The organism is Amycolatopsis sp. PS_44_ISF1, from assembly GCF_032335455.1.
Classification (GTDB): domain Bacteria; phylum Actinomycetota; class Actinomycetes; order Mycobacteriales; family Pseudonocardiaceae; genus Amycolatopsis.
In genome coordinates this window covers 2,120,401-2,144,509 of sequence record NZ_JANUXO010000002.1, presented here as the reverse complement: position 1 = coordinate 2,144,509, position 24,109 = coordinate 2,120,401, and the positions used below count along the sequence as shown (strand labels likewise).

The following is a 24,109-nucleotide window of genomic DNA, read 5'->3' as shown; positions in this document are numbered from 1 at the left end:
GTTCCTTACTGGCAGGCTTCGCAGTCGGGGTCGTCGATCCGGCAGGCCGCGCCTTCGGTGGCGACGAAGTCGACGTCGTCGACCTTCGGCAGCTCCTTCGGCTCCGGCTGGGCGGCGGGCGGCGTGACGGGCGGCGTGACGGGCACGGACGGCACCGCGGCCTCCGGGGAGGGGACCGGGACCGCGGCCGAGGCCGGCGGCGCCGGGACCGCCGCGGCCGGGGCGGCGGCCGGGGCGGCGGACACCGCGTTCAGCTTGCCGTCGGTGCCGCGCAGGGTGCTCTTCTCCACGTGCGTCGCGGACTGGGCCCGCAGGTAGTACGTGGTCTTGAGGCCCTTGTGCCAGGCGTAGCGGTACAGCTCGTCGAGCTTGCGGCCGCTGGGCGCCGCGATGTAGAGGTTCAGCGACTGCGCCTGGTCGATCCACTTCTGCCGGACCGAGCCAGCGTCCACGATCCACTTCGACTCGATCTCGAACGCGGTGGCGTAGAGCGCCTTCAGGTCGTCCGGCACGCGGTCGATCTGGCCGAGGCTGCCGTCGAAGTACTTCAGGTCGCTGACCATCACCTCGTCCCACAGGCCGCGGGCCTTGAGGCTCTTGACCAGGTGCGGGTTGACCACGGTGAAGTCGCCGGACATGTTCGACTTGACGAACAGGTTCTGGAACAGCGGCTCGATCGACTGGCCGACCCCGGAGATGTTGGAGATCGTCGCGGTCGGCGCGATCGCCATCACGTTGGAGTTGCGCATGCCGACGGTCTTGACCCGCTGGCGCAGCGGCGCCCAGTCCAGGGTCGAGGAGGTGTCGACGTCGAGGGCGTCACCCTGGCGGGCGTCGATCAGCAGCTGCATCGAGTCGATCGGCAGGATGCCGCGGCTCCACAGCGAGCCCTCGAACGACTGGTACCGGCCGCGCTCCTCGGCCAGGTCGGTCGAGGCGGAGATCGCGTAGTAGGAGACGTGCTCCATGCTGAGGTCGGCGAACTCCACCGCGCCGGCCGAGGCGAACGGCACGCCGATCTCGAACAGCGCGTCCTGGAAGCCCATGATGCCCAGGCCGATCGGGCGGTGGCGCAGGTTGGAGCGGCGGGCCTCCGGGATCGTGTAGAAGTTGATGTCGATCACGTTGTCCAGCATGCGGACGGCGGTGCGCACGGTCTTCTCCAGGCGCTCGGTGTCGAGCCCTTCGGGGGTGACGTGCTTGAGCAGGTTCACCGAGCCGAGGTTGCACACCGCGACCTCTTCGGCGTTGGTGTTCAGCGTGATCTCGGTGCACAGGTTGGACGAGTGCACCACGCCGACGTGCTGCTGCGGCGAGCGCAGGTTGCACGGGTCCTTGAAGGTGATCCACGGGTGGCCGGTCTCGAACAGCATGGTCAGCATGCGGCGCCACAGCTCGACCGCGCGGATCTTGCGGAACACCTTGATCTCGCCGCGCTCGGCGGCGGCCTCGTACTCGCGGTAGCGCTCGGCGAACGCGTTGCCGTAGAGGTCGTGCAGGTCCGGGGTCTCGTTGGGCGAGAACAGCGTCCACTGCGCGTCGGCCTCGACCCGGCGCAGGAACTCGTCCGGGACCCAGTTGGCCGTGTTCATGTCGTGCGTGCGGCGGCGGTCGTCACCGGTGTTCTTGCGCAGGTCGAGGAATTCCTCGATGTCCACGTGCCAGGTCTCGAGGTACGCGCAGGCCGCGCCCTTGCGCTTGCCGCCCTGGTTCACCGCGACGGCGGTGTCGTTGGCGATCTTCAGGAACGGCACCACGCCCTGGGACCGGCCGTTGGTGCCCTTGATGTGCGCGCCGAGGCCGCGGACCGGGGTCCAGTCGTTGCCGAGCCCGCCGGAGTACTTGGCCAGCAGCGCGTTGTTCTTGTACGCCTGGAAGATCGAGTCCAGGTCGTCGTCCACAGTGGTCAGGAAGCAGGACGAGAGCTGGGCGCGCGTGGTGCCCGAGTTGAACAGCGTCGGGGTGGAGGCCATGAAGTGGAAGCTGGAGAGCAGCTCGTAGAATTCGATGGCCCGGGATTCCCGGTCGTCCTCGCGGATGGCCAGGCCCATCGCCACGCGCATGAAGAACGCCTGCGGCAGCTCGAACCGGGTGCCGTTGTGGTGCTGGAAGTACCGGTCGTAGAGCGTCTGCAGGCCGAGGAAGCCGAAGTCGAGGTCGCGCCCGGGGCGGATGGCCGCGGTGATCCGGTCCAGGTCGAAGCGCAGCAGCTCGCCGTCGACCAGCTCCAGCTCGACCGCGCGGCGCAGGTAGCCGCGGAAGTAGGCGGGGTACTCGCCGGCCATCTCGTCCTGGCTGGCCAGGCGGGGGGCTCCGGCCAGGTAGCTCAGCGCCTCGCCGCGCAGCTTGTCCAGCAGCAGCCGGGCGCTGACGTAGGAGTAGTTCGGCTCCTGCTCGACCAGCACGCGGGCGGCCATGATCTGGGCCAGCGCCAGCTCGTCGGCGCTGATGCCGTCGTAGAGGTTGCGCTTGGCCTCGGCCAGCACCGGCTCGGCGGAGACGTCTTCGAGCCCGGCCACGGCCTCGCCCACGACGTGGGACACGCGGGCCCAGTCGAGCGGGCGCAGGACTCCGTCGACGCCCTTGACGCTGAGCGTGGCCTCGGTGGCCGCCGGGGTGGCGGCATCGCGGGCCTTCGAGCGCTCCTCGCGGTAGAGCACGTACGCGCGGGCGATCTTGTGGTGCCCGCCGCGCATCAGGGCCAGCTCGACGAGGTCCTGGATCTGCTCGATGTGCAGGGCGGTCTCCGGCCCGGCGTGGCGCAGCAGCGAGGTCTCGACCTGCTCGGTCAGCTCGGCGACCACGTGGTGCACGCGGGAGGAGGCGGCGGCGTCGCCCCCCTCGACCGCGAGGAACGCCTTGGTCAGCGCCACCGAGATCTTGCCGGCGTCGAACGGCGAGACGGTGCCGTCGCGCCGGATGACGCGGATCGCGCTCGGTGTGCTGTCCGCCGACGAGGGCGGCCGCTGACCGGTTTCCACTGACATACGGGTCTCCAACAGGTCGAAAAATGGGCGCGTTCCACCGCCGCGCGCCTGGTGCAGGCCGTGCGCTGCGGCTTCGTGGATCTGCCCGGCGGCCCTTCCTGAGCGGTCTCCCCGTCGCTGGGGGCTGCCGGTTCCCAGAGACTACATCTAGGGGTGGTGGCTCGCACGCGCCCCAAGGGGTGGCGTGTCGTCGGCTCACCCTCGCGGGTTAGCTGATCACTGAGAGCGGCTGATCAGGCCCCGGTTCACCCGCCGAAAGTGAGGTCGAAACCCATCAGTGAACCGCTGACGACCGGGCGATGGCCGGCGAGGTAGCCGAGCGGTCCGCGCGGGTTGACCGACCAGCCGGCGGCCGCCGCGGCGGGCTTGGCCCGCACTGCGACCCGGCTGCGCTCGAGCCGCCCGCCGAGGGTCTGGACGATCCGGAATCCGGCGGGCACGGCGACCGGCAGCCCGGCGCGACGGGAGAAGGCGGCGGTGGCGATCCAGTCGTGCTCCGTGGCCGCGGTGGCGGTGAACGTGCGGCCCGGGCGGAAGCCGAAGGTGGCCAGGTCCTTGGGGGTGCCCCACAGGGCCCGGCCGCCGGCGAGCGAAACCTCGCTGTCGACCCAGATCCCGGTGATCGACGCGGTGGGCCGCGGCGCGCGCACGGCGACGGCGGCGAGCAGTTCGTGGTAGCTCAGCTGCCCGGGCGGCCGGTAGTGGAACCAGGCGGTGACCACCAGCGCGCGCCCGGCCACGATCAGGGGCTCGACCCCCTCGGGCAGGGCGGGCAGCTGCGCGGCGGGCAGGCGCCAGGCCGAGAGGTGGGCTTCGCCGGTGAGCCGCCACGGTTCGGGCGGGTAGGCGGTCACCGGGTGAGCCAGGGCAGGTAGGGCGGGAGGTCCGAGTCGACGCGCATCCCGAACTCCGGCGGGCGTTTCTGCAGGAACGACCGCACGCCTTCGGCGGTGTCGGGGGTGGTGGGCAGGCCGGCGGTGAGCTTGGAGTCCAGCTCGTGCACCTCGAACGGCGAGGGCGCGCTGGCCATCCGGTAGAGCAGCTGCCGGGTGACGGCGACGGAGACGGGCGCGGTGTTCGCGACGAGCTCGCGGGCCAGCTCGTAAGCCCGCTCCAGCACGGCTTCCGGCGGGTGGACGCTGTGCACGAGCCCGGCGCGCAGCGCCTCCTCCGGACCGAACAGCCGGCCGCTGACCATCCAGTCCAGGGCCGTGCCGAGCCCGACGAGCCGCGGCAGGAACCAGGCCGAAGCGCCCTCGGGGTACATCCCGCGGCGGGTGAAGACGAAGCCGAACTTGGCGTCCTCGGCCGCCAGGCGGTAATCGCAGGACAGCGTGATGGTGAGCCCGCCGCCGACGGCCGCGCCCCGCAGCGCGGCGATCACCGGCTTGTTCATCGTGAAGATCCGCTGGGAGCAGCGTCCGGCGGGCTCCTGCCAGCCGTCGGGGGCTTCACCGCCGAAGTCGAGGCCCCCGGTGGACAGGTCCGCGCCGACGCAGAAGTCCCCGCCCCGGCCGGTGAGCACGACGACCCGCACGTTCTCGTCGCGGTCGGCGGTGTCGAAGGCGTGGTTCAGCTCGTCGGCCATCCGCACGGTGTACCCGTTGCGCGCCTGGGGCCGGTCGAGCGTGACCGTGGCGATCCGGCCGTCGACCCGGTAGGCGATCTCGGCGTAGGGCGTGAGGGGGCTCATGCGTTTACGGTAGGCCAGGAACCGGGTTGCTGACAATGCGTCAATAATGGGGGTGGGCCATGGTCCGGCTCGGCACCGTGGTGCTCGGAGTGGACGAGATGGGGCGGGCGCTGGCGTTCTGGCGGGCGGCGCTGGGTTACCGGCCGCGCGACGCCGAGCCGGGGGAGGAGTTCGTGGTGCTGGTCCCGGCGGACGGCGCCGGTCCGGGGCTGTCGCTGCAGTCGAGCGGGACCCCGGTGCAGGAGCGGCCCCGGGTGCACCTGGACCTGTACGCCGGCAGCGCCGGCGAGCAGACCTCGGAGGTGGAGCGGCTGGTGGCGCTGGGCGCGCGGCGGGTGGACTGGGCGGACTACCCGGAGTCGCCGGACTTCGTGGTGCTCGCCGACACCGAAGGCAATCGGTTCTGCGTGATCGACACCTCGCACGGCTGAGCCCGCGAGCCGAAGTTAACCGTCCACAGTGGACGAATCTCGGACCGGCCCGCGGCCGGGCGCGGTGTCCGCGCGATCGCTCGTCGTCGCTCGCCTGCCCGCGGGCGGATCGAGCTGGAAGAAACAATCATGCGCGCTTGATTTTTTCGGTTCCGCGCGTCACGCTGGGCGGCAGGGACGCAAGGAGGCGCAAGGATGGCTGATCTCGGGGTGGTCCTCGGGGACCTGACCGCGGAGTCGCAGGAGCTCGAGGAGCTCGTGACCGGGCTGGCTCCCGCGGACTGGGCCCGGGAGACGCCCGCGAAGGGGTGGACGGTCGCGCACCAGATCGGGCACCTGACCTGGACCGACGGCAAGGCGCTGGTCGCCGCGGCGCACCCGCAGCGGTGGCAGGCCGAGCTGGAGAGCGCGCTCGGGGCAGGCGAGGACTACGTGGACCGGGGGGCGGCCGAGCTGTCCGCGGTGCCGCCGGCCGAGCTGCTCGCGCGGTGGCGCTCCGGGCGGGCGGAGCTGGCCGAGGTGCTGGCCGCGGTGCCGCCGGGGCAGAAACTGCCCTGGTACGGGCCGCCGATGAGCGTCGCGTCCATGGCCACCGCGCGGTTGATGGAGACCTGGGCCCACGGTCAGGACGTCTTCGACACCTTCGGCGCGGTCCGGGCGCCGACCGCCCGGCTGTGGCACATCGCCCGGTTCGGCACGCGCACCCGTGACTTCGCCTTCAAGCTGCATTCGCTCGCCCCGCCGGTCGAGGAGTTCCGCGTCGAGCTGGCTTCGCCGGACGGCACGAACTGGACGTTCGGTCCGGAGGCGGCCGGACAGCGGCTGACCGGCAGCGCGCTGGACTTCTGCCTGGTGGTCACCCAGCGGCGGCACCCGGCCGACACGGACCTGGTCGCCACCGGCCCGGAGGTCGAGGAGTGGCTCGGCCTCGCGCAGGCCTTCGCCGGGGCTCCCGGGCCCGGCCGCGAGCCGGGGCAGTTCGCGTGACGGGCCCGCTGCGGATCGGCAACGCGTCCGGCTTCTACGGCGACCGGTTCTCCGCCGTCCGCGAGATGCTCACCGGCGGCCCGCTCGACGTGCTCACCGGCGACTACCTGGCCGAGCTGACCATGCTCATCCTCGGCCGCGACCGGATGAAGGACCCCGGCCGCGGGCACGCCAGGACCTTCCTCCGCCAGCTGGCCGAGAACCTGGCGCTGGCCCGGGAGAAGGGCGTGAAGATCGTCGCCAACGCCGGCGGGCTCAACCCGGCCGGGCTGGCCGCCGAGCTGCGCGAGCTGGCCGGAACGCTCGGCCTCGACGTCGAGATCGCGCACGTCGAGGGGGACGACCTCGTCACGCGGGCCGAGGAGCTGGGCTTCACCGGCGCGCTGACCGCGAACGCCTACCTCGGCGCCTGGGGCATCGCCGAGTGCCTGAACGCCGGGGCCGACGTCGTGGTCACCGGGCGGGTCACCGACGCCTCGGTGGTCCTCGGTCCGGCCGCCGCGCACTTCGGCTGGGCGCGCGACGACTACGACGCGCTGGCCGGGGCCGTCGTGGCCGGGCACGTGATCGAGTGCGGCACCCAGGCCACCGGCGGGAACTACGCGTTCTTCCGCGAGCAGCCGATCGGCCGGCCCGGTTTCCCGATCGCCGAGGTGCACGCCGACGGGTCCTGCGTGATCACCAAGCACCCGGGCACCGGCGGGGTGGTGGACACCGGCACGGTCACCGCGCAGCTGCTCTACGAGATCACCGGCGCCCGCTACGCCAACCCGGACGTGACCAGCCGGTTCGACACCGTCACGGTGGCGCAGGAGGGCCCGGACCGCGTCCGGGTCAGCGGGGTCCGCGGCGAGGCCCCGCCGCCCACGCTGAAGGTGGGCCTCAACGCCCTCGGCGGCTTCCGCAACGAGACCACGTTCGTCCTCACCGGACTGGACATCGAGGAGAAGGCCGCGCTGGTGCGCGAGCAGCTGGAGCAGGCGCTCGAAGCGCACCCGCCCGCCGAGGTCCGGTGGACGCTCGCCCGCACCGACCACGCCGACGCCGACACCGAGGAGCGGGCCAGCGCGCTGCTGCACGTCGCGGTGAAGGACCGCGACCCGAAGGTCGCCGGGCGCGCGTTCAGCGCCGCCGCGATCGAGCTGGCGCTGGCCAGCTACCCCGGGTTCCACGTCACCGCCCCGCCTTCGGACGCCTCGCCCTACGGCGTCTACACCGCGTCCTACCTGGACGCGGCCGAGGTGCCGCACGTGGCGGTGCTGCCGGACGGGCGGCGGGTCGAGATCCCGCCCGCGGCGGAAACCCGGGAACTGTCCGAAGTGGACGAACCCGCGCCGCCCGCGCCGCCGCCGGACGGTCCGCTCCGTCGCGTTCCGCTCGGCCGCGTGATCGGCGCGCGCAGCGGGGACAAGGGCGGCGACGCGAACCTGGGCGTGTGGGTGCGCTCGGAGCCGGCCTGGCGCTGGCTCGTGCACCGGCTCACCGTCGCCGAGCTGCGCCGGCTGCTGCCCGAAACCCGGGAGCTGGCCGTGACCCGGCACCTGCTGCCCAACCTGTGGGCGGTGAACTTCGTCGTGGAGGGCCTCCTCGGCGAGGGCGTCGCCTCGCAGGCCCGGTTCGACCCGCAGGCCAAGGCCCTGGGCGAATGGCTGCGGTCGCGCGAGATCGACGTGCCGGAGGCGCTGCTGTGACGGATGATCCGTTCCGCACCCCGGAGCGCCGCGAACTGCGCGCGACCGTCCGGCGATTCGTGGACCAGGAGGTGCTGCCGCACCTCGACGACTGGGAGCGCGCGGGTGAGCTGCCGCGCGAGCTGCACCGCAAGGCCGGCGCCCTCGGCCTGCTCGGCGTGGCCTTCCCCGAGTCCGTGGGCGGCGGCGATGGCACCTACCTCGACGCGTTGGTCGTGGCCGAGGAGATGCACTACGCCGGCGGCTCCGGCGGGCTGTTCGCTTCCCTGTTCACCTGCGGCATCGCCGTGCCGCACATCGCCGAGGCGGGCGATGGGGTGCAGATCGAACGCTGGGTGCGCCCGACCCTGGCCGGGGACAAGATCGGCTCGCTCGCGGTGACCGAGCCGGACGGCGGCTCCGACGTCGCGGGCATCCGCACCACCGCCGTGCGCGAGGGCGACGAGTACGTGGTCAACGGGGCCAAGACGTTCATCACCTCGGGCTGCCGGGCCGACTTCGTCACCACCGTGGTGCGCACCGGGGGCGAGGGCGCGCACGGGATCTCGCTGCTCGTGCTCGAACGCGGCACCCCCGGGTTCACCGTCTCCCGCAGGCTGGAGAAGATGGGCTGGGCCGCCTCGGACACCGCGGAACTGTCCTTCGTGGACGCCCGGGTGCCGGTGGAGAACCTGGTCGGCCCCGAGAACGGCGGGTTCGCGCAGGTGGCCACCCAGTTCGTCGCCGAACGGCTCTCGCTCGCGGTGCAGGCGTACGCGCACGCCCAGCGGGCGCTGGAGCTGACCCTGGACTGGTGCCGGCTGCGCGAGACGTTCGGCCGCCCGCTCATCTCGCGCCAGCTCGTGCAGCACAAGCTCACCGAAATGGCGCGCCGGGTCGACGTGGCCCGCACCTACACGCGGCAGACCGCCGTGCGCCACGTCGGCGGCGAAGAGGTGATCGCCGAGGCCTGCTTCGCCAAGAACACCGCCGTCGAAGCCGCCGAATGGGTGGTGAACGAGGCGGTGCAACTGCACGGCGGGCTCGGCTACATGCGCGAGTCCGAAGTGGAGCGCCACTACCGCGACGTCCGGATCCTCGGCATCGGCGGCGGCACCACCGAGATCCTCACCGGACTGGCCGCGAAGCGATTGGGGTACACCGCGTGACCGCACTGAGGTCTACTGTGGACGTCCGGTCCGGCGAGTTCGCCGCCCACCGCGAATCCATGCTGGGGAAACTGGCCGAGATCGACGCCGAGCACGCGAAGGCGGTCGCCGGCGGTGGTGAGAAGTACGTGGAACGCCACCGCGGGCGGGGCAAGCTGCTCGCCCGCGAGCGGATCGAGCTGCTGCTGGACGAGGACTCGCCGTTCCTGGAGCTCTCGCCGCTCGCCGCCTGGGGCTCGGACTACCGGGTGGGCGCCAGCCTGATCACCGGCATCGGCGTGGTCGAGGGGGTCGAGTGCCTGATCTCGGCCAGCGACCCGACGGTCAAGGGCGGCGCGAGCAACCCGTGGACGACGAAGAAGAGCTTCCGCGCGGCCGACATCGCGGCGCAGAACCGGCTGCCGGTGATCAACCTGGTCGAGTCCGGCGGCGCCGACCTGCCGACGCAGAAGGAGATCTTCATCCCCGGCGGCCGGGTCTTCCGCGACCTCACCCGGTCCTCGGCCGCGAAGGTGCCGACGATCGCGCTGGTCTTCGGCAACTCGACCGCCGGCGGCGCGTACCTGCCGGGCCTGTCGGACTACGTGGTGATGGTCAAGGAGCGCGCGAAGGTCTTCCTCGGCGGGCCGCCGCTGGTGAAGATGGCCACCGGCGAGGAGTCCGACGACGAATCGCTCGGCGGGGCGGAGATGCACGCGCGTACCTCCGGGCTGGCCGACTACCTGGCCGCCGACGAGCAGGACGCGATCCGGCTGGGCCGGAGCATCGTCAAGCGGCTCAACTGGCGCAAGCCGGGCCCGGGCCCGGAGCCGGGCTACGCCGAGCCGCGGTTCGACGCCGAGGAGCTGCTCGGCATCGTGCCGGGCGACCTCAAGATCCCGTTCGACCCGCGCGAGGTGATCGCCCGGGTGGCCGACGGCTCCGACTTCGACGAGTTCAAACCGCTCTACGGGCCCAGCCTGGTCACCGGCTGGGCCCGGATCCACGGCTACCCGGTGGGCGTGCTGGCGAACGCGCAGGGGGTGCTGTTCGGCGAGGAGTCGCAGAAGGCCGCGCAGTTCATCCAGCTCGCCAACCAGATCGACACCCCGCTGGTCTTCCTGCACAACACCACCGGCTACATGGTCGGCAAGGAGTACGAGCAGAGCGGGATCATCAAGCACGGCGCGATGATGATCAACGCGGTGTCCAACTCGCAGGTGCCGCACCTGTCGGTCCTCATGGGCGCGTCCTACGGCGCCGGGCACTACGGGATGTGCGGCCGCGCCTACGATCCGCGGTTCCTGTTCGCCTGGCCCAGCGCGAAGTCCGCGGTGATGGGCCCGGCGCAGCTGGCCGGGGTGCTCTCGATCGTCGCGCGGGCCGCGGCCGCGAACCGGGGCCAGGACTACAGCGAGGAGAACGACGCCGCCATGCGGGCGATGGTGGAGAACCAGATCGAGGCCGAGTCGATGCCGATGTTCCTCTCCGGCATGCTCTACGACGACGGCATCATCGACCCGCGGGACACCCGCACCGTGCTCGGGCTGAGCCTGTCCGCTATCCACAATGGACCTGTGAAGGGCGTCGACGGTGGGTTCGGCGTCTTCCGGATGTAGGGGTGGCTCCGTGATTCGAAATCTGCTGGTCGCCAACCGCGGGGAGATCGCCCGCCGGGTGTTCCGCAGCTGCCGCGACGCCGGGATCGCCACCGTGGCGGTGTTCTCGGACGCCGATGCCGGCGCCCCGCACGCCGCGGAGGCCGATGTGGCCGTGCGGCTGCCGGGCCGCGCGCCGGGTGAGACGTACCTGCGCGGGGAGCTGATCGTGCGGGCGGCCGCCGAAGCGGGAGCCGACGCCGTGCACCCCGGTTACGGCTTCCTTTCGGAGAACGCCGCGTTCGCCCAGTCCGTCGTGGACGCCGGGCTGACCTGGGTCGGGCCGCCCCCGCAGGCGATCGCGACGATGGGCTCCAAGGTGGAGTCCAAGCGCCTGATGGCCGCGGCCGGGGTGCCGGTGCTGGCCGAGCTGGACCCGGCCGAGGTGACCGGGGCCGACCTCCCGCTGCTGGTCAAGGCTTCGGCCGGCGGCGGGGGCCGGGGCATGCGCGTGGTGCGGGAGCTGGGCGGGCTGGCCGAGGCCATCGCGGGCGCGCGGGCCGAGGCCGGCTCGGCCTTCGGCGATCCGACCGTGTTCTGCGAGCGCTACCTGGAGACCGGTCGGCACATCGAGGTCCAGGTGCTGGCCGACCGCCACGGCACGGTGTGGGCGGTGGGGGAGCGAGAGTGCTCGATCCAGCGCCGGCACCAGAAGGTCGTGGAAGAGGCACCTTCTCCCTTCGTCGGCCCGGCGATGCGCGCGGAGCTGTTCGAAGCCGCGCGCCAGGCGACGCAGGCGATCGACTACGTCGGCGCGGGCACGGTCGAGTTCCTCGCCGGACCGGACGGGCGGTTCTACTTCCTGGAGATGAACACCCGGCTGCAGGTCGAGCACCCGGTGACCGAGAACGTGACCGGGCTGGACCTGGTCGCGTTGCAGCTCTCCATCGCCGAAGGGGCGAAGCTGCCGCCGGAGCCGCCGGCGGCGCGAGGGCACTCGATCGAGGTCCGGCTCTACGCGGAGACCGTGACCACCCGGGACGGGGCCGCGGACTGGCAGCCGCAGAGCGGCACCCTGCACACCTTCGAGGTGCCCGGCGTCGACCGCGAGTTCACCCCCGGCGCGGGTCTGCGGCTGGACTCCGGCGTGGAGTCCGGCTCGGTGGTCGGCGTGCACTACGACCCCATGCTGGCCAAGGTGATCACCTGGGCCCCGACCCGGGACGAAGCGGCCCGGCGGCTCGCGGCCGCGCTGGCGGGCGCGAAGATCCACGGCGTGGCCACCAACCGCGACCTGCTGGTGAACGTCCTGCGGCACGAAGCCTTCCTGGCCGGCGAGACGGACACCGCGTTCTTCGACCGGCACGGGCTGGCCGGGCTGGCCGAGCCGCTGGCGGGCCCGGAAGCCGAACGGCTCTCGGCGCTCGCCGCGGCCCTGGCCGGCGCGGCGGCCAACCGGGCGGGCGCGAAGGCGCTCGGCCGGCTGCCCAGCGGCTGGCGCAACGTGCGCTCGGTCGGGCAGCGCAAGGGGTTCAGCCGTGGCGGGACCGAGTACGAGGTGGTCTACGCGCTGACCCGCGACGGTCTGCGGGCCGAGGGCTACGAAGGCGTCGGGCTGATCAGCGCCGAACCGGGCCGGGTGGTGCTGGACGTCGGCGGTACGCGGCGCGCCTTCACCGTGGCCCGGCACGGCGCGGAGTCCTATGTGGACTCCGCGCTGGGCCCGGTGGCCTTCACCGCGGCCCCGCGGTTCGCCGACCCGGCCGCGGCGCTGGCGGCGGGCTCGCTGGTCGCGCCGATGCCGGGCACGGTCGTGCGGCTCGCCGTGGCCGCGGGCGACGCCGTGGCGGCGGGCGACCCGCTGCTGTGGCTCGAGGCGATGAAGATGGAGCACCGGATCTCCGCCCCCGCCGACGGCGTGGTCGCGGAGCTGCCGGTGGAGGTCGGTTCGCAGGTCGAGGTCGGCACGATCCTGGCCGTGGTCGGAGACACCGGATGGGGAGAGCGCGCATGAACGCGATGAACTTCGTCGAGCCCGAGGAGCGCACCGCGCTGCGCCGGGCCGCGGGCGAGCTCGGGCGCAAGTACGGCCACGAGTACTACGCCAGGAAGGCCCGCGCGGGCGAGAAGACCGACGAGCTCTGGGACGAGGCCGGGCGGCTGGGCTACCTCGGGGTCAACCTGCCCGAGGAGTACGGCGGGGGCGGCGCCGGGATCGCGGACCTCGGCGCGGTGCTGGAGGAGTTCGCCGCCGCGGGCTCGCCGCTGCTGCTGATGGTGGTCTCACCGGCCATCTGCGGCACGGTAATCGCCCGCTTCGGCACCGGCGAGCAGAAGAAGACCTGGCTGCCCGGCATCGCCGGCGGGAGCCGGAAGATGGTCTTCGCGATCACCGAGCCCGACGCCGGGTCCAACTCGCACAAGATCACCACCACCGCCCGGCGCGACGGCGGCGGCTGGGTGCTGAGCGGGCGCAAGGTCTACATCTCGGGCGTCGACGAGGCCGACGCCGTGCTCGTGGTCGGGCGCACCGAAGACGCGAAGACCGGGCGGCTCAAGCCCGCGCTGTTCATCGTGCCCACCGATTCGCCGGGCTTCGAGTTCACCCGGATCGAGATGGACCTGGTCGCGCCGGAGAACCAGTTCTCGTTGTTCCTCGACGACGTCCACCTGCCGGCCGAGGCGCTGGTGGGCGAGGAGGACGCGGCGATCGCGCAGCTGTTCGCCGGGCTCAACCCCGAGCGCATCATGGGTGCGTCGTTCTCGCTCGGCACCGCCCGCTACGCGCTGGACAAGGCCGTGGCCTACGCGAACGAGCGCCGGGTGTGGGGCGCGCCGATCGGCTCGCACCAGGGCCTGGCGCACCCGCTGGCGCAGGTCAAGATCGAGGTCGAGCTGGCCCGGCTGATGACGCAGAAGGCCGCGTCGCTCTACGACTCGGGCGACGACTTCGCCGCGGGCGAATCGGCCAACATGGCCAAGTACGCGGCCGCGGAGGCGGCGATCCACGCGGTCGACCAGGCGGTGCAGACCCACGGCGGCAACGGGCTGGCCACCGAGTACGGCCTCGGCTCACTGGTCGCCGCGGTTCGGCTGGGCCGGATCGCGCCGGTGAGCCGGGAGATGGTGCTCAACTTCGTCGGGCAGCACAGCCTCGGGCTGCCCAAGTCCTACTGATCCGCCACCTGATCCGCCACTGACCCGCTACCCGGCCCGGAGGTGCCCATGGCCAGCCTGCTCAGCCGGGCCGGCCGGACGCTGATCGTGTCCGGCGGCCGCCGCGGCGTCGGTGAGCACCACGCCACCGCGCCGGTGGTCCGCACCCGGCCCGGCCGCGAGAACACCGGGAATCCCGTTCTCGACGACGAGCTGCGCGGGCGGGGCGCTAAGGGGTTCTCGAAGCACCGGATCGACGGGGCCGAACCGCAGCTCGGCCGCCGGGGCGACCGCAGCCGATGACGTCCCGGGAACCGCAGCAGGAGCGCAGCCGCACGACCCGGCGGCGGCTGATCGAGGCCGCCGTGGACTGCATCGGCGAGCGGGGCTGGCACGGCGTCACGGTGGCGGTGATCGCCGAGCGCGCCGGGGTGTCGCGCGGCGCGGCCCAGCACCACTTCCCGACGCGTGAATCGCTGGTCGCGGCGGCGGTCGAACTGCTGGGGGAGGCGCAGCTGGACGAGCTGCGGGCCCGCGCCGCGGGCCTGCCGCGCGGGCCGTCGCGGATCGAGCGGGTGGTGGCCATGGTGCTCGACCTCTACACCGGGCCGATGTTCCGCGCCGCGCTGCAACTGTGGTCGGTGGCCTCCACCGACGAGCGGCTGCGCGGGGTGATGGTGCCGCTGGAGGCCCGGGTCGGACGCGAGGCACACCGGGTCACGGTGGAGCTGCTGGGCGTCGACGAAAGCCGGGCCGGCGTGCGGGAACTGGTCCAGGCCACCCTGGACCTGGCGCGGGGTCTCGGCCTGGCCAATCTGCTGACCGACGACACCCGCCGCCGCCGCCAGATCGTGTCCGAATGGGCAAGGATGCTGGAAGCCCGGGTCCACGGCGGGGCGGAGGACTGGTCAAGACCCGGCGCCGGTGTTAACACCATTGGAGCAGCCGACGATAGACCGTAGCGAGTGCTCCCGTAGGAAGAAGGTCGGTTCCGGTGTCCGGATCAGGTTCTGCAGCGACAGAGGTCGAACTCACCCACCGCGCGATGGCCATGCTCCGCGCCGTGGCCGCGGACCGGGCCCAGATGTCCTCGAGCTGCGAGCCGGACCTCTTCGTCGACGGTTTCGCCTGCTGCGACCAGATGACCGCGCACCTGCTGGCCCACGGCGGGTACATCCGCCCCGCGGTCGAGGTCTCGGCCGGTCTGGTGCCGGCGCGGCTGACCGAGGCCGGGCACGCGGCGCTGCTGATCACCCAAGCCGCCTGAGGCGGGCACGCCCGGTCACCGCACCGGTTTTGCGGGCCGCCCGCCGGATCCCCGTCGAGACCCGGACGGGGGCAAGCGAGTCACCGCGGCGCGCGCTCGTCTCACTTCGGCCGAAGTGGATGACCCCGTCCGGTCAGCTCGCTACAACGGGTTCATGACCCCTGATGCGATGCGGCTCGTGACCTACGACCGGTACGGCCCGGCCGACGTCCTCGCCGTGACCACCGCGCCCGTGCCCCGGCCGCGCCCCGGGGAGGTGCTGGTACGGGTGCGGGCGGTCTCGGTCGACGGCGGTGAGCCGGCCTTGCGCGCCGGGCGGCTGCTCCCGTTCAGCGGCCGGCGGTTCCCGAAACGGCTCGGGATCGACCTGGCCGGCGAGGTGATCGACCCGGGCGGCAGCCGGTTCGCGCCCGGGGACCGGGTCTGGGGGCTGGTCGGGCGTCGGATGGGCTCGCTGGCGGAGTACGTCGCGGTGCGGTCCGGGAACCTGGACCACGTCTCGGCCGGGCTCGACCCGGTGCCGGCCGCCGCGCTGCCCGCCGGGACCACCGCGATCACCGCGCTGCGGGACCTGGCCGCGCTCGCCCCCGGCGAACGGCTGCTGGTCCGCGGCGCGGCCGGCGGCGTCGGGTACGTCGTGGTGCAACTGGGGAAGGCGATGGGCGCCCACGTGACCGGGCTGGCCGGCGCGGCCACCCTGGACCTGGTGAAGGATCTGGGCGCGGACGAGGCGATCGACTACCGCGCCCCCGGCGACCTGGGCCGGTTCGAAGTGGTGCTCGACACGGCCGGCACCGATCTGCCCTCCTTCCGCCGCCTGCTCACCCGCGACGGGCGGATGGTCACCATCACCTTCGACCTCGACCACCGCGCCCGCTCGCTGGGCTTCGTCGCCGCCCACGCGCTGCACCGCCGCCGCTGGGTCCGGTTCTTCAGCGGCAACCCGGGCGCCTCCCTCTTCGCCGAACTGGGCCGCTGGGTCACCGCGGGCAAGATCCGCCCGCAGGTCGATCGGGTGTTCCCGCTGGAGGAGGCCGCGGCCGCGCACCGGGCGCTGGAGGCGGGCGGGGTGCGGGGGAAGATCGTGATCCGGCTCGACTGAGGGGAGGCGGGCCGTGGCTCTGCTGTGGACGGTCCCTAAAGGACTGGCCGGGGGAGGGAGTGCGTCGTGGGTGCTCGCGACTCTTGACCGCGGTGAGGCGTCGGAACGGTCGAAGGGCGCTGCACGGTGGACTGGACCATGGAAGGGGTCAAGCTTTCGTATGGTCGGAAAAACACCGACCATACGAAAGTAGGTCACCGGCCGGGACCGGGTCGCGGGCCCCTGAAGGCGGAGTGACACCGGCGCGCGGATGGGCTAGCTTGCCGAGATGATGGGGGATTCGGCGGCGGCCGGCCGGCGCTGGTGGCTGCCTTCGCCCACGGCTTGGGCGCTGTGGCACCAGCCCCGCCTGGTCCTGCTGCTCGTGGTCGACCTCCTCGCCTTGGCCGCCACCGTTGCCGCGGTGGTGCTGGTACCGGTCACGCTCACCGCGGGCGTGCGGTTCGCGATCCTGCTGGCCGGGCTCCTGGGCTGCGCCGAACTGTGCCGCTCGGCCGAACGCGGCCGGGCGGAGGCGTTGCTGGGGCCCGGTTTCGGCACGCCCTGGCTGGTCGCCGGGGTGCTCGTGCTGCCGCCGGGGCCGGCCGTGGCGCTGGCCGTCGCGTGCGGGCTGCACCGCTGGGCCCGGATCCGGCGCCGGCCGCTGCACCGGCAGGTGTTCGAGGTCGCCGCCACGGTGGTGGCCGTGCTGCTGGCCGTGGGCTTCCTGCTGCTGACCGGACCGGGGCCGGCCGTGGTGGCGGCGCTGGTCTTCGGGGTCGTCGGCGCGCTGCTGCCGGCCGCCGTCGACGGCCGGGCGCCGCGTGGCGGGTCGGCGGTGCTGTTCGACGGGGCGATGCTGGCGCTCGGTGTGGTGCTCGCCTGGGCCGTGCAGGACTCGCCCTGGGTGCTGCCGGCGCTCGCGGGCGGGCTGGTGGTGCTCTACCGCGGCGAGTTCGGCCGCGCGGGCCGGGACGCGGCCTCGGTGGACCCCGGCACCGGGGTGCTGACCGCCGTGGCCTGGTGGGACGCGGCGCGGGAGACCCCGGCGCCCGCGTTCTCCGTGCTGGTGCTCGATCTGGACCGGTTCGGCGACCTCAACTCCCGCCACGGGCGCCGGATCGGCGACGCCGTGCTGCGCGCGATCGCCGACGCCCTGCGGGCCGAGGTCCGCTCCGCCGACCTGGTCGGCCGCTCGGGCGGGGGCGAGTTCGCCGTGCTCCTGCCCGGCACCGGCTGCTTCGACGCGCTGGCCATCGCCGAGCGCATCCGCCTGCGAGTCGCCTCCACCGCCGTCGCGCTGAAGGCGGCCCACGGCAGCCCGCAGTTCGCCTGGGCCACGGTCTCGGTGGGCGTCGCCGCCCGGCCCGATCACGGCGAGGAGGCCGCAGCGGTCTTCGCGGCGGCCAGCGGGGCCGTCCGCCGGGCCAAGGAGGCCGGTCGCAACCGGACGGTGCGGGCGCCGTCCCCGCAGCGGTGAACGCCGATCACGCCCCGGTGATCGCGTCCGGTTCGGTTGCCGGGGCCGCCGGTGGGCCGGTCTTCCGCTAAGGACGGTCCGGGGCGGACGGCTCCCCGATGTCCTCGAACCACAGCCGCGGGTGGTCGCGGACGAAGCCGGTCATCAGCGCGGTGCACGCCGGGTCGGCCAGCACCTCGATGGTGACGCCGTGGCCGGCCAGCCAGTCGTGCCCGCCGTGGAAGGTCTCGGCCTCGCCGATGATCACGCGCGGGATGCCGAACTGGCGCACCAGCCCGCAGCAGTACCAGCACGGCGAGAGCGTGGTGACCATGATGGTGTCGCGGTAGTGGGGGCGGCGCCCGGCGTTGCGGAAGGCCGTGGTCTCGGCGTGCAGCGACGGATCGCCGTCCTGCACCCGGCGGTTGTGGCCCCGGCCGAGCAGGGTGCCGTCGCGGGCGAACAGCGCGGCGCCGATCGGCACGCCCCCTTCGGACTGGCCCAGCTCGGCCTCTTCGCGGGCCACGGCGAGCAACTGCTGCGGGTCGATCTCCATGCGCCACTTTCGCCGTTCGCGGCCGGACCCGGCAAGTCCTGGGCCATCGCGGACCGGAACTGTCCGCGTTCTCTGGCAGAGTGGGCCGCATGTACGGAACCTCCGAGCGGCTGCTGCGGCTGCTGTCCCTGCTGCAGACCCGGCGGGACTGGCCGGGGCCGGACCTGGCCGGGCGGCTCGGCGTGGACGTCCGCACGGTCCGCCGCGACGTCGAGCGGCTGCGCGGGCTGGGCTACCCGGTGCACGCGACGCCCGGGGTGGCCGGCGGGTACCGGCTCGGCGCCGGGGCCGCGTTGCCCCCGCTGCTGCTGGACGACGACGAGGCCGTGGCCGTCGCGGTCGGCCTGCGCACGGCGGCGAACGGCACGGTGTCCGGCATCGAGGAGACCTCCGTGCGCGCGCTGGCCAAGCTGGAGCAGGTGCTGCCCGCGCGGCTGCGGCACCGGGTGAGCGCCCTGCAGTCCGCGACGCTGGCGCTGGGCAGCGGCGGCCCGGTGGTGGCCGCGGAGGTGCTGACCGTGATCGCCGCCGCCTGCCGCGACCACGAACGCCTGCGCTTCACCTACGGCACGCACACCGGCGAGGTCGCGGAGCGCTCCGTCGAGCCGCTGCGGATGGTCCACACCGGACGCCGGTGGTACCTGGTGGCCTACGACCTGAACCGGGAGGACTGGCGCACCTTCCGGCTCGACCGGGTGGACGGCGTCCCGGTGCCGGGTTTCCGCTTCACGCCCCGCGAACCCCCGGCGGCGGACCTCGCCGCGTACGTGTCACGGGCGATCTCGGCCGCGCCGTACGCCCACCAGGTGGTGCTGCGGGTGTCCGTGCCGGCCGCGGAGCTGGCCGAACGCGTTCCCCCGACGGTCGGGGTGGTGGAGCCGGTCGACGAGCACAGCTGCCGCTTCCGCACCGGAGCCCACGAACTGGACGGGATGCCGTTCTACCTGGCGCAGCTGGAGTACGAGTTCGTGGTGGAGCAGGCCCCGCCCGGGCTGGTGGAGCGGCTGGCCCGGGTGGCGGAGCGGTTTTCGCGGGCGGCCGCGGGTTCCCGGCCCTGAGGGCCCGGGCCGGTCAGCCTTCGGTGCGGGCGCCGAGCATGCGCACCACGAGCTCGCCGTACTCGCGGCCCAGCGCTTCGGGCGTCTGCCGGATGCGGTCGCTGTACCAGCGGGCCACGTCGACCCCCAGCGACAGCACCGCACGGGCCGCGGTGCGCGGATCGGCGACGGTGAAAGCGCCGCAGGCCGCGCCCTCGGCGATCACCTCGCGGACGGTGCGCTCGATCCGGCGCCGCAACTGCGCGACGACCGCGTACTCCTGCTCCGGCAGGGAGTTCAGCTCGTACTGCACCACCCGCGCGACGGTGTGCCGCCGCGCGTGCCAGGCCACGAACTCCTCGACCACCAGGCGGATGCGCCCCACCGGGTCCGCGGCCTCGGCCACGGCGTCCTCCACCAGCGCCAGCGTCTGCTCGTGCCCGCTGCGGCTGATGGCGAACAGCAGCGCCGCCTTGGAGGGGAAGTGCACGTACAACGCGGCCGGGCTCATCCCGGCGGCACTCGCGATGTCCCGCGTGGTGGTGGCGTGGTACCCACGCCGCGCGAAGGACTCCACCCCGGCCAGCATGAGCCGGCGCGCGGCCTCGGGCTGCACGTCGGGCCACGACTCGGCCGAGAGCGACATCGTCATCCGCGCGATCCTTTCCGGAGCCACCGTCCGGACCATTCTAAGCGCTTGCTCAGCCGGCCGGCCGTGACCTGCGGGTTCGCGCCGGGCGACGCCCGCCGTCAGACCGCCTCGCCGGTCGCCGCCCGGGGAAACGGGCCGGTCAGCCCGCCGTCACCGGTTCCGGTCCACGGACAACGCTGTGTCCGGAGAGGGGTCGTCAGCGCGGGAACCACCACGTCGCCGCTCACTCCGGCCCGGTCCGGGAGCACTGGCGAAACCGCAGCAACCCGGATCGGAACACCGCGCGCCCGTCGACCGAGGCCCCGAGCCGGTAGGTGCCGAACGCGCCGGTCCGGTGCGCGACGTACTCCACGGTGTCGCCGGGGAGCACCGGACGGGCGAACCGGGCCCGCAGGTAACCCAGACCGGGCTCCCGGTGCCCGCCCAGCTCGGCGGCCACCGCCGTGGCCCCGGTGGCCAGCACGCACATGCCGTGCACCACCCGTCCCGGGAACCCGGCTGCCCGGGCCGCCTCCTCGTCCAGGTGGACGGGGTTCTGATCGCCCGACGCCTCGGCGTACCGGGCCGGGGCCGCATCGTCGAAGCGGCGCTCCAGCCGGACCGCTTCGCCGAGCCGGGCCGGGTCCGGCGGCCGCCGAAGCGGTGGACGGTCGTGGCCGTCGCCCGGTGCGGCCAGGGTGCTCCGCAGTGACGCGACCGGCGATCCATCCACTGTGGACAGCGTGCTGTGCACGAGGACCGCGTCGTGCCGGCCGAACCCGGCCACGCCGGTGATCCGGACGGCCGCGGTCAACGGCCGGCCGGCCGGCAACCGGCGGTGCACCAGGATGCGCTGGTCGATGTGCACGATCCCCTGGTCCCCGATTTCCCGCTGCACCCGTTGCCACAGCGGCCCGAACAGCGCGATCGCGTAGAACGGCGACACCGCGCCCGCCGTCGGCGCCTCGCCGATCGCCGTCGAGTAGGCGCCGGCGTCGGCGGTGGTGATCGGCGGCACGGCCTCGGTGAGGATCGTGCCGATCAAAGCGCGGCGATCGCGTCGCTCCGGCACGATCAACGGGCCCGCTCGTAGCGGTTCAACTCGGCGAAGAAGTCCGGGATCTCGTTCAGCCCGCCGGATTCGGTCACCGCGTCGTAGACGAACTTCCCGACGGCCAGGTCGAGGACGCCCAGGCCGAACGGGGAGAAGACGACGGTGCGGTCCGCCGGGATGGTGACCGCGCCGGTCAGCACCTCGTCGAGGGTGCCGTCGAGGAAATCCCGGTTACCGGTCGCCTGCTCGGCCAGGTGGGGGGAGGTGTCCGCCTTCAGGCAGTGCTCGACGTCGTCGACGATGTTGACCGAGTCCAGGATGATCTCCGGGGCCAGGTCCCTGAGCGAGACGTGCAGCACCACCGGGTGGTGGGCGAACCAGGCCGGGTCGTGCACGTGCGGGGAGCCCGCGACGGTCGCGAACACCACCAGGTCGGAGTTCCGGATCAGCGATTCGGCGCTGTCGTGCACGCGGGCCGCCGGTTCCACCCCCGACACGAAACCGGCGGCGTGTTCGGCCGACAGGTCGAACACGCCGGTCTCCTCGAAGGTCCAGCCCAGCGCGGAGAGGTAGGTGTGCAGGTAGCGGGCGATGAGGCCCACGCCGATGAACCCGACCCGCTTCGGCCGGCCGCGGTCGCGGCTGAGCGCGGCCGCCGCCAGCGCCGCCGAGGCGGCCGTCCGGGTCGCGCTGATCACCGAGCTCTCCAGACAGGCGAACGGGTATCCGGTGTCGTGGTCGTTGAGGACCAGCACCGCGGAGGCCCGGGGCAGGCCGTTGCCGACGTTCTCCGGGAAGCTGGAGATCCACTTGATGCCGTCGGTCCGGACGTCGCCGCCGATCGACGCGGGCAGCGCGATGATCCGCGAGGACGGGCGGTCCGGGAAGCGCAGGAAGTACGACGGCGGGTTCACCGTCGCGCCCGCCGCATGGGTGCCGTAGGCCCGCTCGATCAGGTCGATCACGTATTTCTCGCGGCCGTGCAGCGCATCGAGTACCTGCGCACCGGAAATGACGGCAAACGAGGGGACAGCGGGCACTTCAGGCTCCTTCGGTGGGGTGGGAAAGGACTCGCAGGACCGCGCAGCCGAGCTGTCCGTCCGGGTCCAGCGCGGTGAGCACGGCGACCTCGGCGGACGGATCGGACAGGGCGGCGGCGACGCCGAACGCGCCGGACGCGCCCGCGGTGTCGCCGATCAGCTCGGTGGGGCAGAGCGCCCGGACCGCCGGGCCGAGCACGGTGGACACCGCCGTGCGCTCGGTGCCGCCATCCGCTCCGGACAGGACGGCCAGGTCGACCGAGGACGGGTCGACTTCGGCTTTGCGCAGGGCTCGGCGCAGACAGGCCTCCAGCGCGGCCGGACGGTCCGCGGGAGCCAGTGCGGCGGCGAACTCCAGGGAGAGCACCCGCGCCAGCGGAGTCCGGCCGTGCGCCGCGGCCGACTCCGGCGTCTCGGTCAGGAAGAGGCAGCAGCCTTCCCCCAGCGGACGGGGCTGCGCTCCGGCCAGTCCGTGCCAGGCGAGCCACGACCGCCGCGGGTTGAGATCCTCCACCGCTCCGGCGACCGCCATCGGGCCCCGGCCCGCCCGGTGCAGGCGCCGGGCGTAGTTCAGCACCGAAAGCCCGGTCACCCGGCCGGCGGTGATCGTGGAATTCGGGCCCTGGAAACCGAACAGGACCGCGCACTGCGTGGCCGGGAAGTTCATCGCGGTGCTGGGCAACTGCTTCGCGTCGACCTGGTACGGCAGCTTTTCGGTGAGCGAATCGCCCATCAGGTCCATCGCGCGGTCGATGGTGGTGAGATCGCCCCCGAGCACCAGTGCTCGTTCGGCCGGACCGAATTCGGCCAGGCTGTGCTCGCGCACCAGCAGCGTCAGGGCGCCGACCGCCAGCCCGGCCGGGCGGCCCATGAACCGCTGGGACCGGTTGGTGAGTTCGCAATCCTCGGCGAGGAGCTCGTGCAGCGCCGAGGTGTCGACCGTGCCCGCTTCGGAGTAGGGCGAGCCCTCGTCCGCCGCGGTCAGCGCCCGCCGGCCCGACCGGATGCCCTCGCCGAACGCCCGAGCGCCCAGGCCGTACGGGGATACCACTGACATCGCCGAGATGATCACGCCGTACTTCCCATCGTCTGCTGATCGAACCGCCTCAGTACGACCGCCGCGTTCAACCCGCCGAAACCGAGCGAGTTGACCAGCGCGATCCGCGGTTCGGCCGGGCGCGACCGGTTCGGCACGCAGTCGAGGGGGCACTCCGGGTCGGTGCTGCGGTGGTTGATGGTCGGGGGCAGGAAACCGTGCTCCAGCCCCAGGATCGCCGCGATCGACGAGTGCGCCGCGGCCGCGCCCATGGTGTGGCCGATCATCGACTTCACCGCGGTCACCGGCGGGATCGGGCCGCCCGCGAAGACCTCGGCGAACACCGCCGCCTCCATCGGGTCGTTGGCCTTGGTGGCGGTGCCGTGCGCGACCAGGAGATCGACCTCGGCCGGGTCCACCCCGGCGGCGTCCAGCGCACCGCGCAGGCATTGCGTGACCCGCTCGCCCGACGGCCGCGTCGGATGGCCCGCGTCGCAGTTCACGAAGTAGTCCAGCACTTCCGCGTGCACGGTCGCGCCCCGGGCCAGGGCCGAGTCCATCGGTTCGAGCACCAGCATCGCCGCGCCCTCGCCCAGCACCACGCCGGTGCGGTTCTCGTCGAACGGGCGGCAGACGTCGCGGGCGAGCGCGCCCAGCCGGTAGAAGGCGGCGAAGGTCTTGCGGCCGGGCGAGTCCGAGCCGCCGACCAGGGCGTAGGAGACATCGCCCGCCCGCAGCGCGTCGAGGCCGTAGCCGATCGCGTAGTTGCCGGACGCGCAGACGTCGGGCAAGGTCACCAGTTCCACATCGGACAGGCCGAGGTCGTCGGCGATCTGGATCGGGATCCGGCCGAGCCGCGCCCGGCGGGCGAGTACCGGGTCGAGGTCGGCGAGGCCGGAATTCACCTCGGTGGTGGCCAGGTCGTCCACGTCGCGCGTTTCACCCTCGGTGGTGCCCACCGCGACCAGGCCGGGTTCGCCGCGCAGCCAGTCCGGGCCGAGGCCCGCGTCCTGCACCGCCATTCGCGCGGCGGCGGCGGCCATCTGCGTCGCCCGGCCGTACTCCGGCCGGGCGGGATCGGTCGCGAAGCCGGGCACTTCGCAGAGCTGGCCGTACTCGAAACCCGTCGTGTCGAAGGCCGTGACCGGCGCGGCGGCGCTCCGCCCGGCCCGCAGCCCGTCCAGGAAGCCCGCGCGGCCGCTGCCGATGCCCGAGATCACGCCGATACCGGTCACCGCGATTCGTCCGGCCGGTGCTTCGTAGCCCATCGCAGTCCTC

The 24,109-nt window shown here is 73.2% G+C and carries 22 protein-coding genes; 13 read left to right on the top strand and 9 right to left on the bottom strand.

Going from position 1 to position 24,109, the window contains the following annotated elements; genetic code table 11:
* Window positions 1–5 precede the first annotated feature (5 nt).
* From NYF13_RS23755 to NYF13_RS23745, 3 genes are all read right to left on the bottom strand, one after another.
* Window positions 6–2,987, bottom strand: a complete 2,982-nt coding sequence (locus NYF13_RS23755) for a ribonucleoside-diphosphate reductase subunit alpha (RefSeq protein ID WP_315659763.1) — start codon at window positions 2,985–2,987, stop codon at window positions 6–8.
* A gap of 245 nt (window positions 2,988–3,232) precedes the next feature.
* The gene (locus tag NYF13_RS23750; protein WP_315659762.1) at window positions 3,233–3,841 is read right to left on the bottom strand and encodes an acetoacetate decarboxylase family protein; all 609 of its coding nucleotides are present in this window, start codon (window positions 3,839–3,841) and stop codon (window positions 3,233–3,235) included.
* Window positions 3,838–4,680 (bottom strand): enoyl-CoA hydratase-related protein, encoded by an 843-nt coding sequence (locus NYF13_RS23745; protein WP_315659761.1) that lies wholly within the window; start codon window positions 4,678–4,680, stop codon window positions 3,838–3,840. The genes NYF13_RS23750 and NYF13_RS23745 overlap by 4 nt, the downstream gene beginning before the upstream one ends.
* 59 nt (window positions 4,681–4,739) lie before the next feature.
* On the opposite strand from NYF13_RS23745, the gene NYF13_RS23740 reads away from it, so the two are divergent.
* The 12 genes from NYF13_RS23740 (at window position 4,740) to NYF13_RS23685 (ending at window position 17,498) form a co-directional block, all read left to right on the top strand.
* A complete protein-coding gene (locus NYF13_RS23740) occupies window positions 4,740–5,111 on the top strand; it encodes a VOC family protein (protein WP_315659760.1) in 372 nt (123 codons plus the stop codon).
* 195 nt (window positions 5,112–5,306) lie between these two features.
* Window positions 5,307–6,098, top strand: a complete 792-nt coding sequence (locus NYF13_RS23735) for a TIGR03084 family metal-binding protein (RefSeq protein ID WP_315659758.1) — start codon at window positions 5,307–5,309, stop codon at window positions 6,096–6,098.
* Window positions 6,095–7,789 (top strand): acyclic terpene utilization AtuA family protein, encoded by a 1,695-nt coding sequence (locus tag NYF13_RS23730; RefSeq protein ID WP_315659757.1) that lies wholly within the window; start codon window positions 6,095–6,097, stop codon window positions 7,787–7,789. Before NYF13_RS23735 ends, NYF13_RS23730 begins: the two co-directional genes overlap by 4 nt.
* Complete coding sequence (locus NYF13_RS23725; RefSeq protein ID WP_315659755.1) at window positions 7,786–8,937, top strand: acyl-CoA dehydrogenase family protein; 1,152 nt, start codon at window positions 7,786–7,788, stop codon at window positions 8,935–8,937. The genes NYF13_RS23730 and NYF13_RS23725 overlap by 4 nt, the downstream gene beginning before the upstream one ends.
* On the top strand, window positions 8,934–10,535 hold the full coding sequence (locus tag NYF13_RS23720) for a carboxyl transferase domain-containing protein (protein WP_315659754.1): 1,602 nt from the start codon (window positions 8,934–8,936) through the stop codon (window positions 10,533–10,535). The genes NYF13_RS23725 and NYF13_RS23720 overlap by 4 nt, the downstream gene beginning before the upstream one ends.
* A gap of 10 nt (window positions 10,536–10,545) precedes the next feature.
* Window positions 10,546–12,528, top strand: a complete 1,983-nt coding sequence (locus NYF13_RS23715; protein WP_315659753.1) for a biotin carboxylase N-terminal domain-containing protein — start codon at window positions 10,546–10,548, stop codon at window positions 12,526–12,528.
* A complete protein-coding gene (locus tag NYF13_RS23710; RefSeq protein ID WP_315659751.1) occupies window positions 12,525–13,691 on the top strand; it encodes an acyl-CoA dehydrogenase family protein in 1,167 nt (388 codons plus the stop codon). The genes NYF13_RS23715 and NYF13_RS23710 overlap by 4 nt, the downstream gene beginning before the upstream one ends.
* A 48-nt stretch (window positions 13,692–13,739) precedes the next feature.
* On the top strand, window positions 13,740–13,973 hold the full coding sequence (locus tag NYF13_RS23705; protein ID WP_315659749.1) for a hypothetical protein: 234 nt from the start codon (window positions 13,740–13,742) through the stop codon (window positions 13,971–13,973).
* Window positions 13,970–14,632, top strand: a complete 663-nt coding sequence (locus NYF13_RS23700) for a TetR/AcrR family transcriptional regulator (RefSeq protein WP_315659747.1) — start codon at window positions 13,970–13,972, stop codon at window positions 14,630–14,632. The genes NYF13_RS23705 and NYF13_RS23700 overlap by 4 nt, the downstream gene beginning before the upstream one ends.
* Window positions 14,633–14,715: 83 nt before the next feature.
* On the top strand, window positions 14,716–14,937 hold the full coding sequence (locus NYF13_RS23695; RefSeq protein ID WP_315659746.1) for a hypothetical protein: 222 nt from the start codon (window positions 14,716–14,718) through the stop codon (window positions 14,935–14,937).
* A 154-nt stretch (window positions 14,938–15,091) separates the two neighbouring features.
* On the top strand, window positions 15,092–16,039 hold the full coding sequence (locus tag NYF13_RS23690; RefSeq protein WP_315659745.1) for an NAD(P)-dependent alcohol dehydrogenase: 948 nt from the start codon (window positions 15,092–15,094) through the stop codon (window positions 16,037–16,039).
* Between the two features lie 268 nt (window positions 16,040–16,307).
* Entirely contained in the window at window positions 16,308–17,498 is a 1,191-nt protein-coding gene (locus tag NYF13_RS23685; RefSeq protein WP_315659743.1) for a diguanylate cyclase, read from the top strand.
* 67 nt (window positions 17,499–17,565) lie between these two features.
* On the opposite strand, the gene NYF13_RS23680 is transcribed toward NYF13_RS23685, so the two are convergent.
* A complete protein-coding gene (locus NYF13_RS23680; RefSeq protein WP_315659741.1) occupies window positions 17,566–18,033 on the bottom strand; it encodes a nucleoside deaminase in 468 nt (155 codons plus the stop codon).
* 89 nt (window positions 18,034–18,122) lie between these two features.
* Between NYF13_RS23680 and NYF13_RS23675 the strand changes: the two genes are divergently transcribed.
* On the top strand, window positions 18,123–19,091 hold the full coding sequence (locus NYF13_RS23675) for a YafY family protein (RefSeq protein WP_315659739.1): 969 nt from the start codon (window positions 18,123–18,125) through the stop codon (window positions 19,089–19,091).
* Window positions 19,092–19,104: 13 nt separating this feature from the next.
* Here the strand turns inward: NYF13_RS23675 and NYF13_RS23670 are convergent, their stop codons facing one another.
* The 5 genes from NYF13_RS23670 to NYF13_RS23650 form a co-directional block, all read right to left on the bottom strand.
* A complete protein-coding gene (locus tag NYF13_RS23670) occupies window positions 19,105–19,722 on the bottom strand; it encodes a TetR/AcrR family transcriptional regulator (protein WP_315659737.1) in 618 nt (205 codons plus the stop codon).
* Window positions 19,723–19,945: 223 nt separating this feature from the next.
* Complete coding sequence (locus tag NYF13_RS23665; RefSeq protein WP_315659735.1) at window positions 19,946–20,746, bottom strand: MaoC/PaaZ C-terminal domain-containing protein; 801 nt, start codon at window positions 20,744–20,746, stop codon at window positions 19,946–19,948.
* A 29-nt stretch (window positions 20,747–20,775) separates the two neighbouring features.
* Complete coding sequence (sbnB, locus tag NYF13_RS23660) at window positions 20,776–21,795, bottom strand: 2,3-diaminopropionate biosynthesis protein SbnB (RefSeq protein ID WP_315659733.1); 1,020 nt, start codon at window positions 21,793–21,795, stop codon at window positions 20,776–20,778.
* 1 nt (window position 21,796) lies between these two features.
* A complete protein-coding gene (locus NYF13_RS23655) occupies window positions 21,797–22,852 on the bottom strand; it encodes a beta-ketoacyl synthase N-terminal-like domain-containing protein (protein WP_315659732.1) in 1,056 nt (351 codons plus the stop codon).
* An 11-nt stretch (window positions 22,853–22,863) separates the two neighbouring features.
* A complete protein-coding gene (locus tag NYF13_RS23650; RefSeq protein WP_315659731.1) occupies window positions 22,864–24,099 on the bottom strand; it encodes a beta-ketoacyl-[acyl-carrier-protein] synthase family protein in 1,236 nt (411 codons plus the stop codon).
* Window positions 24,100–24,109 lie beyond the last annotated feature (10 nt).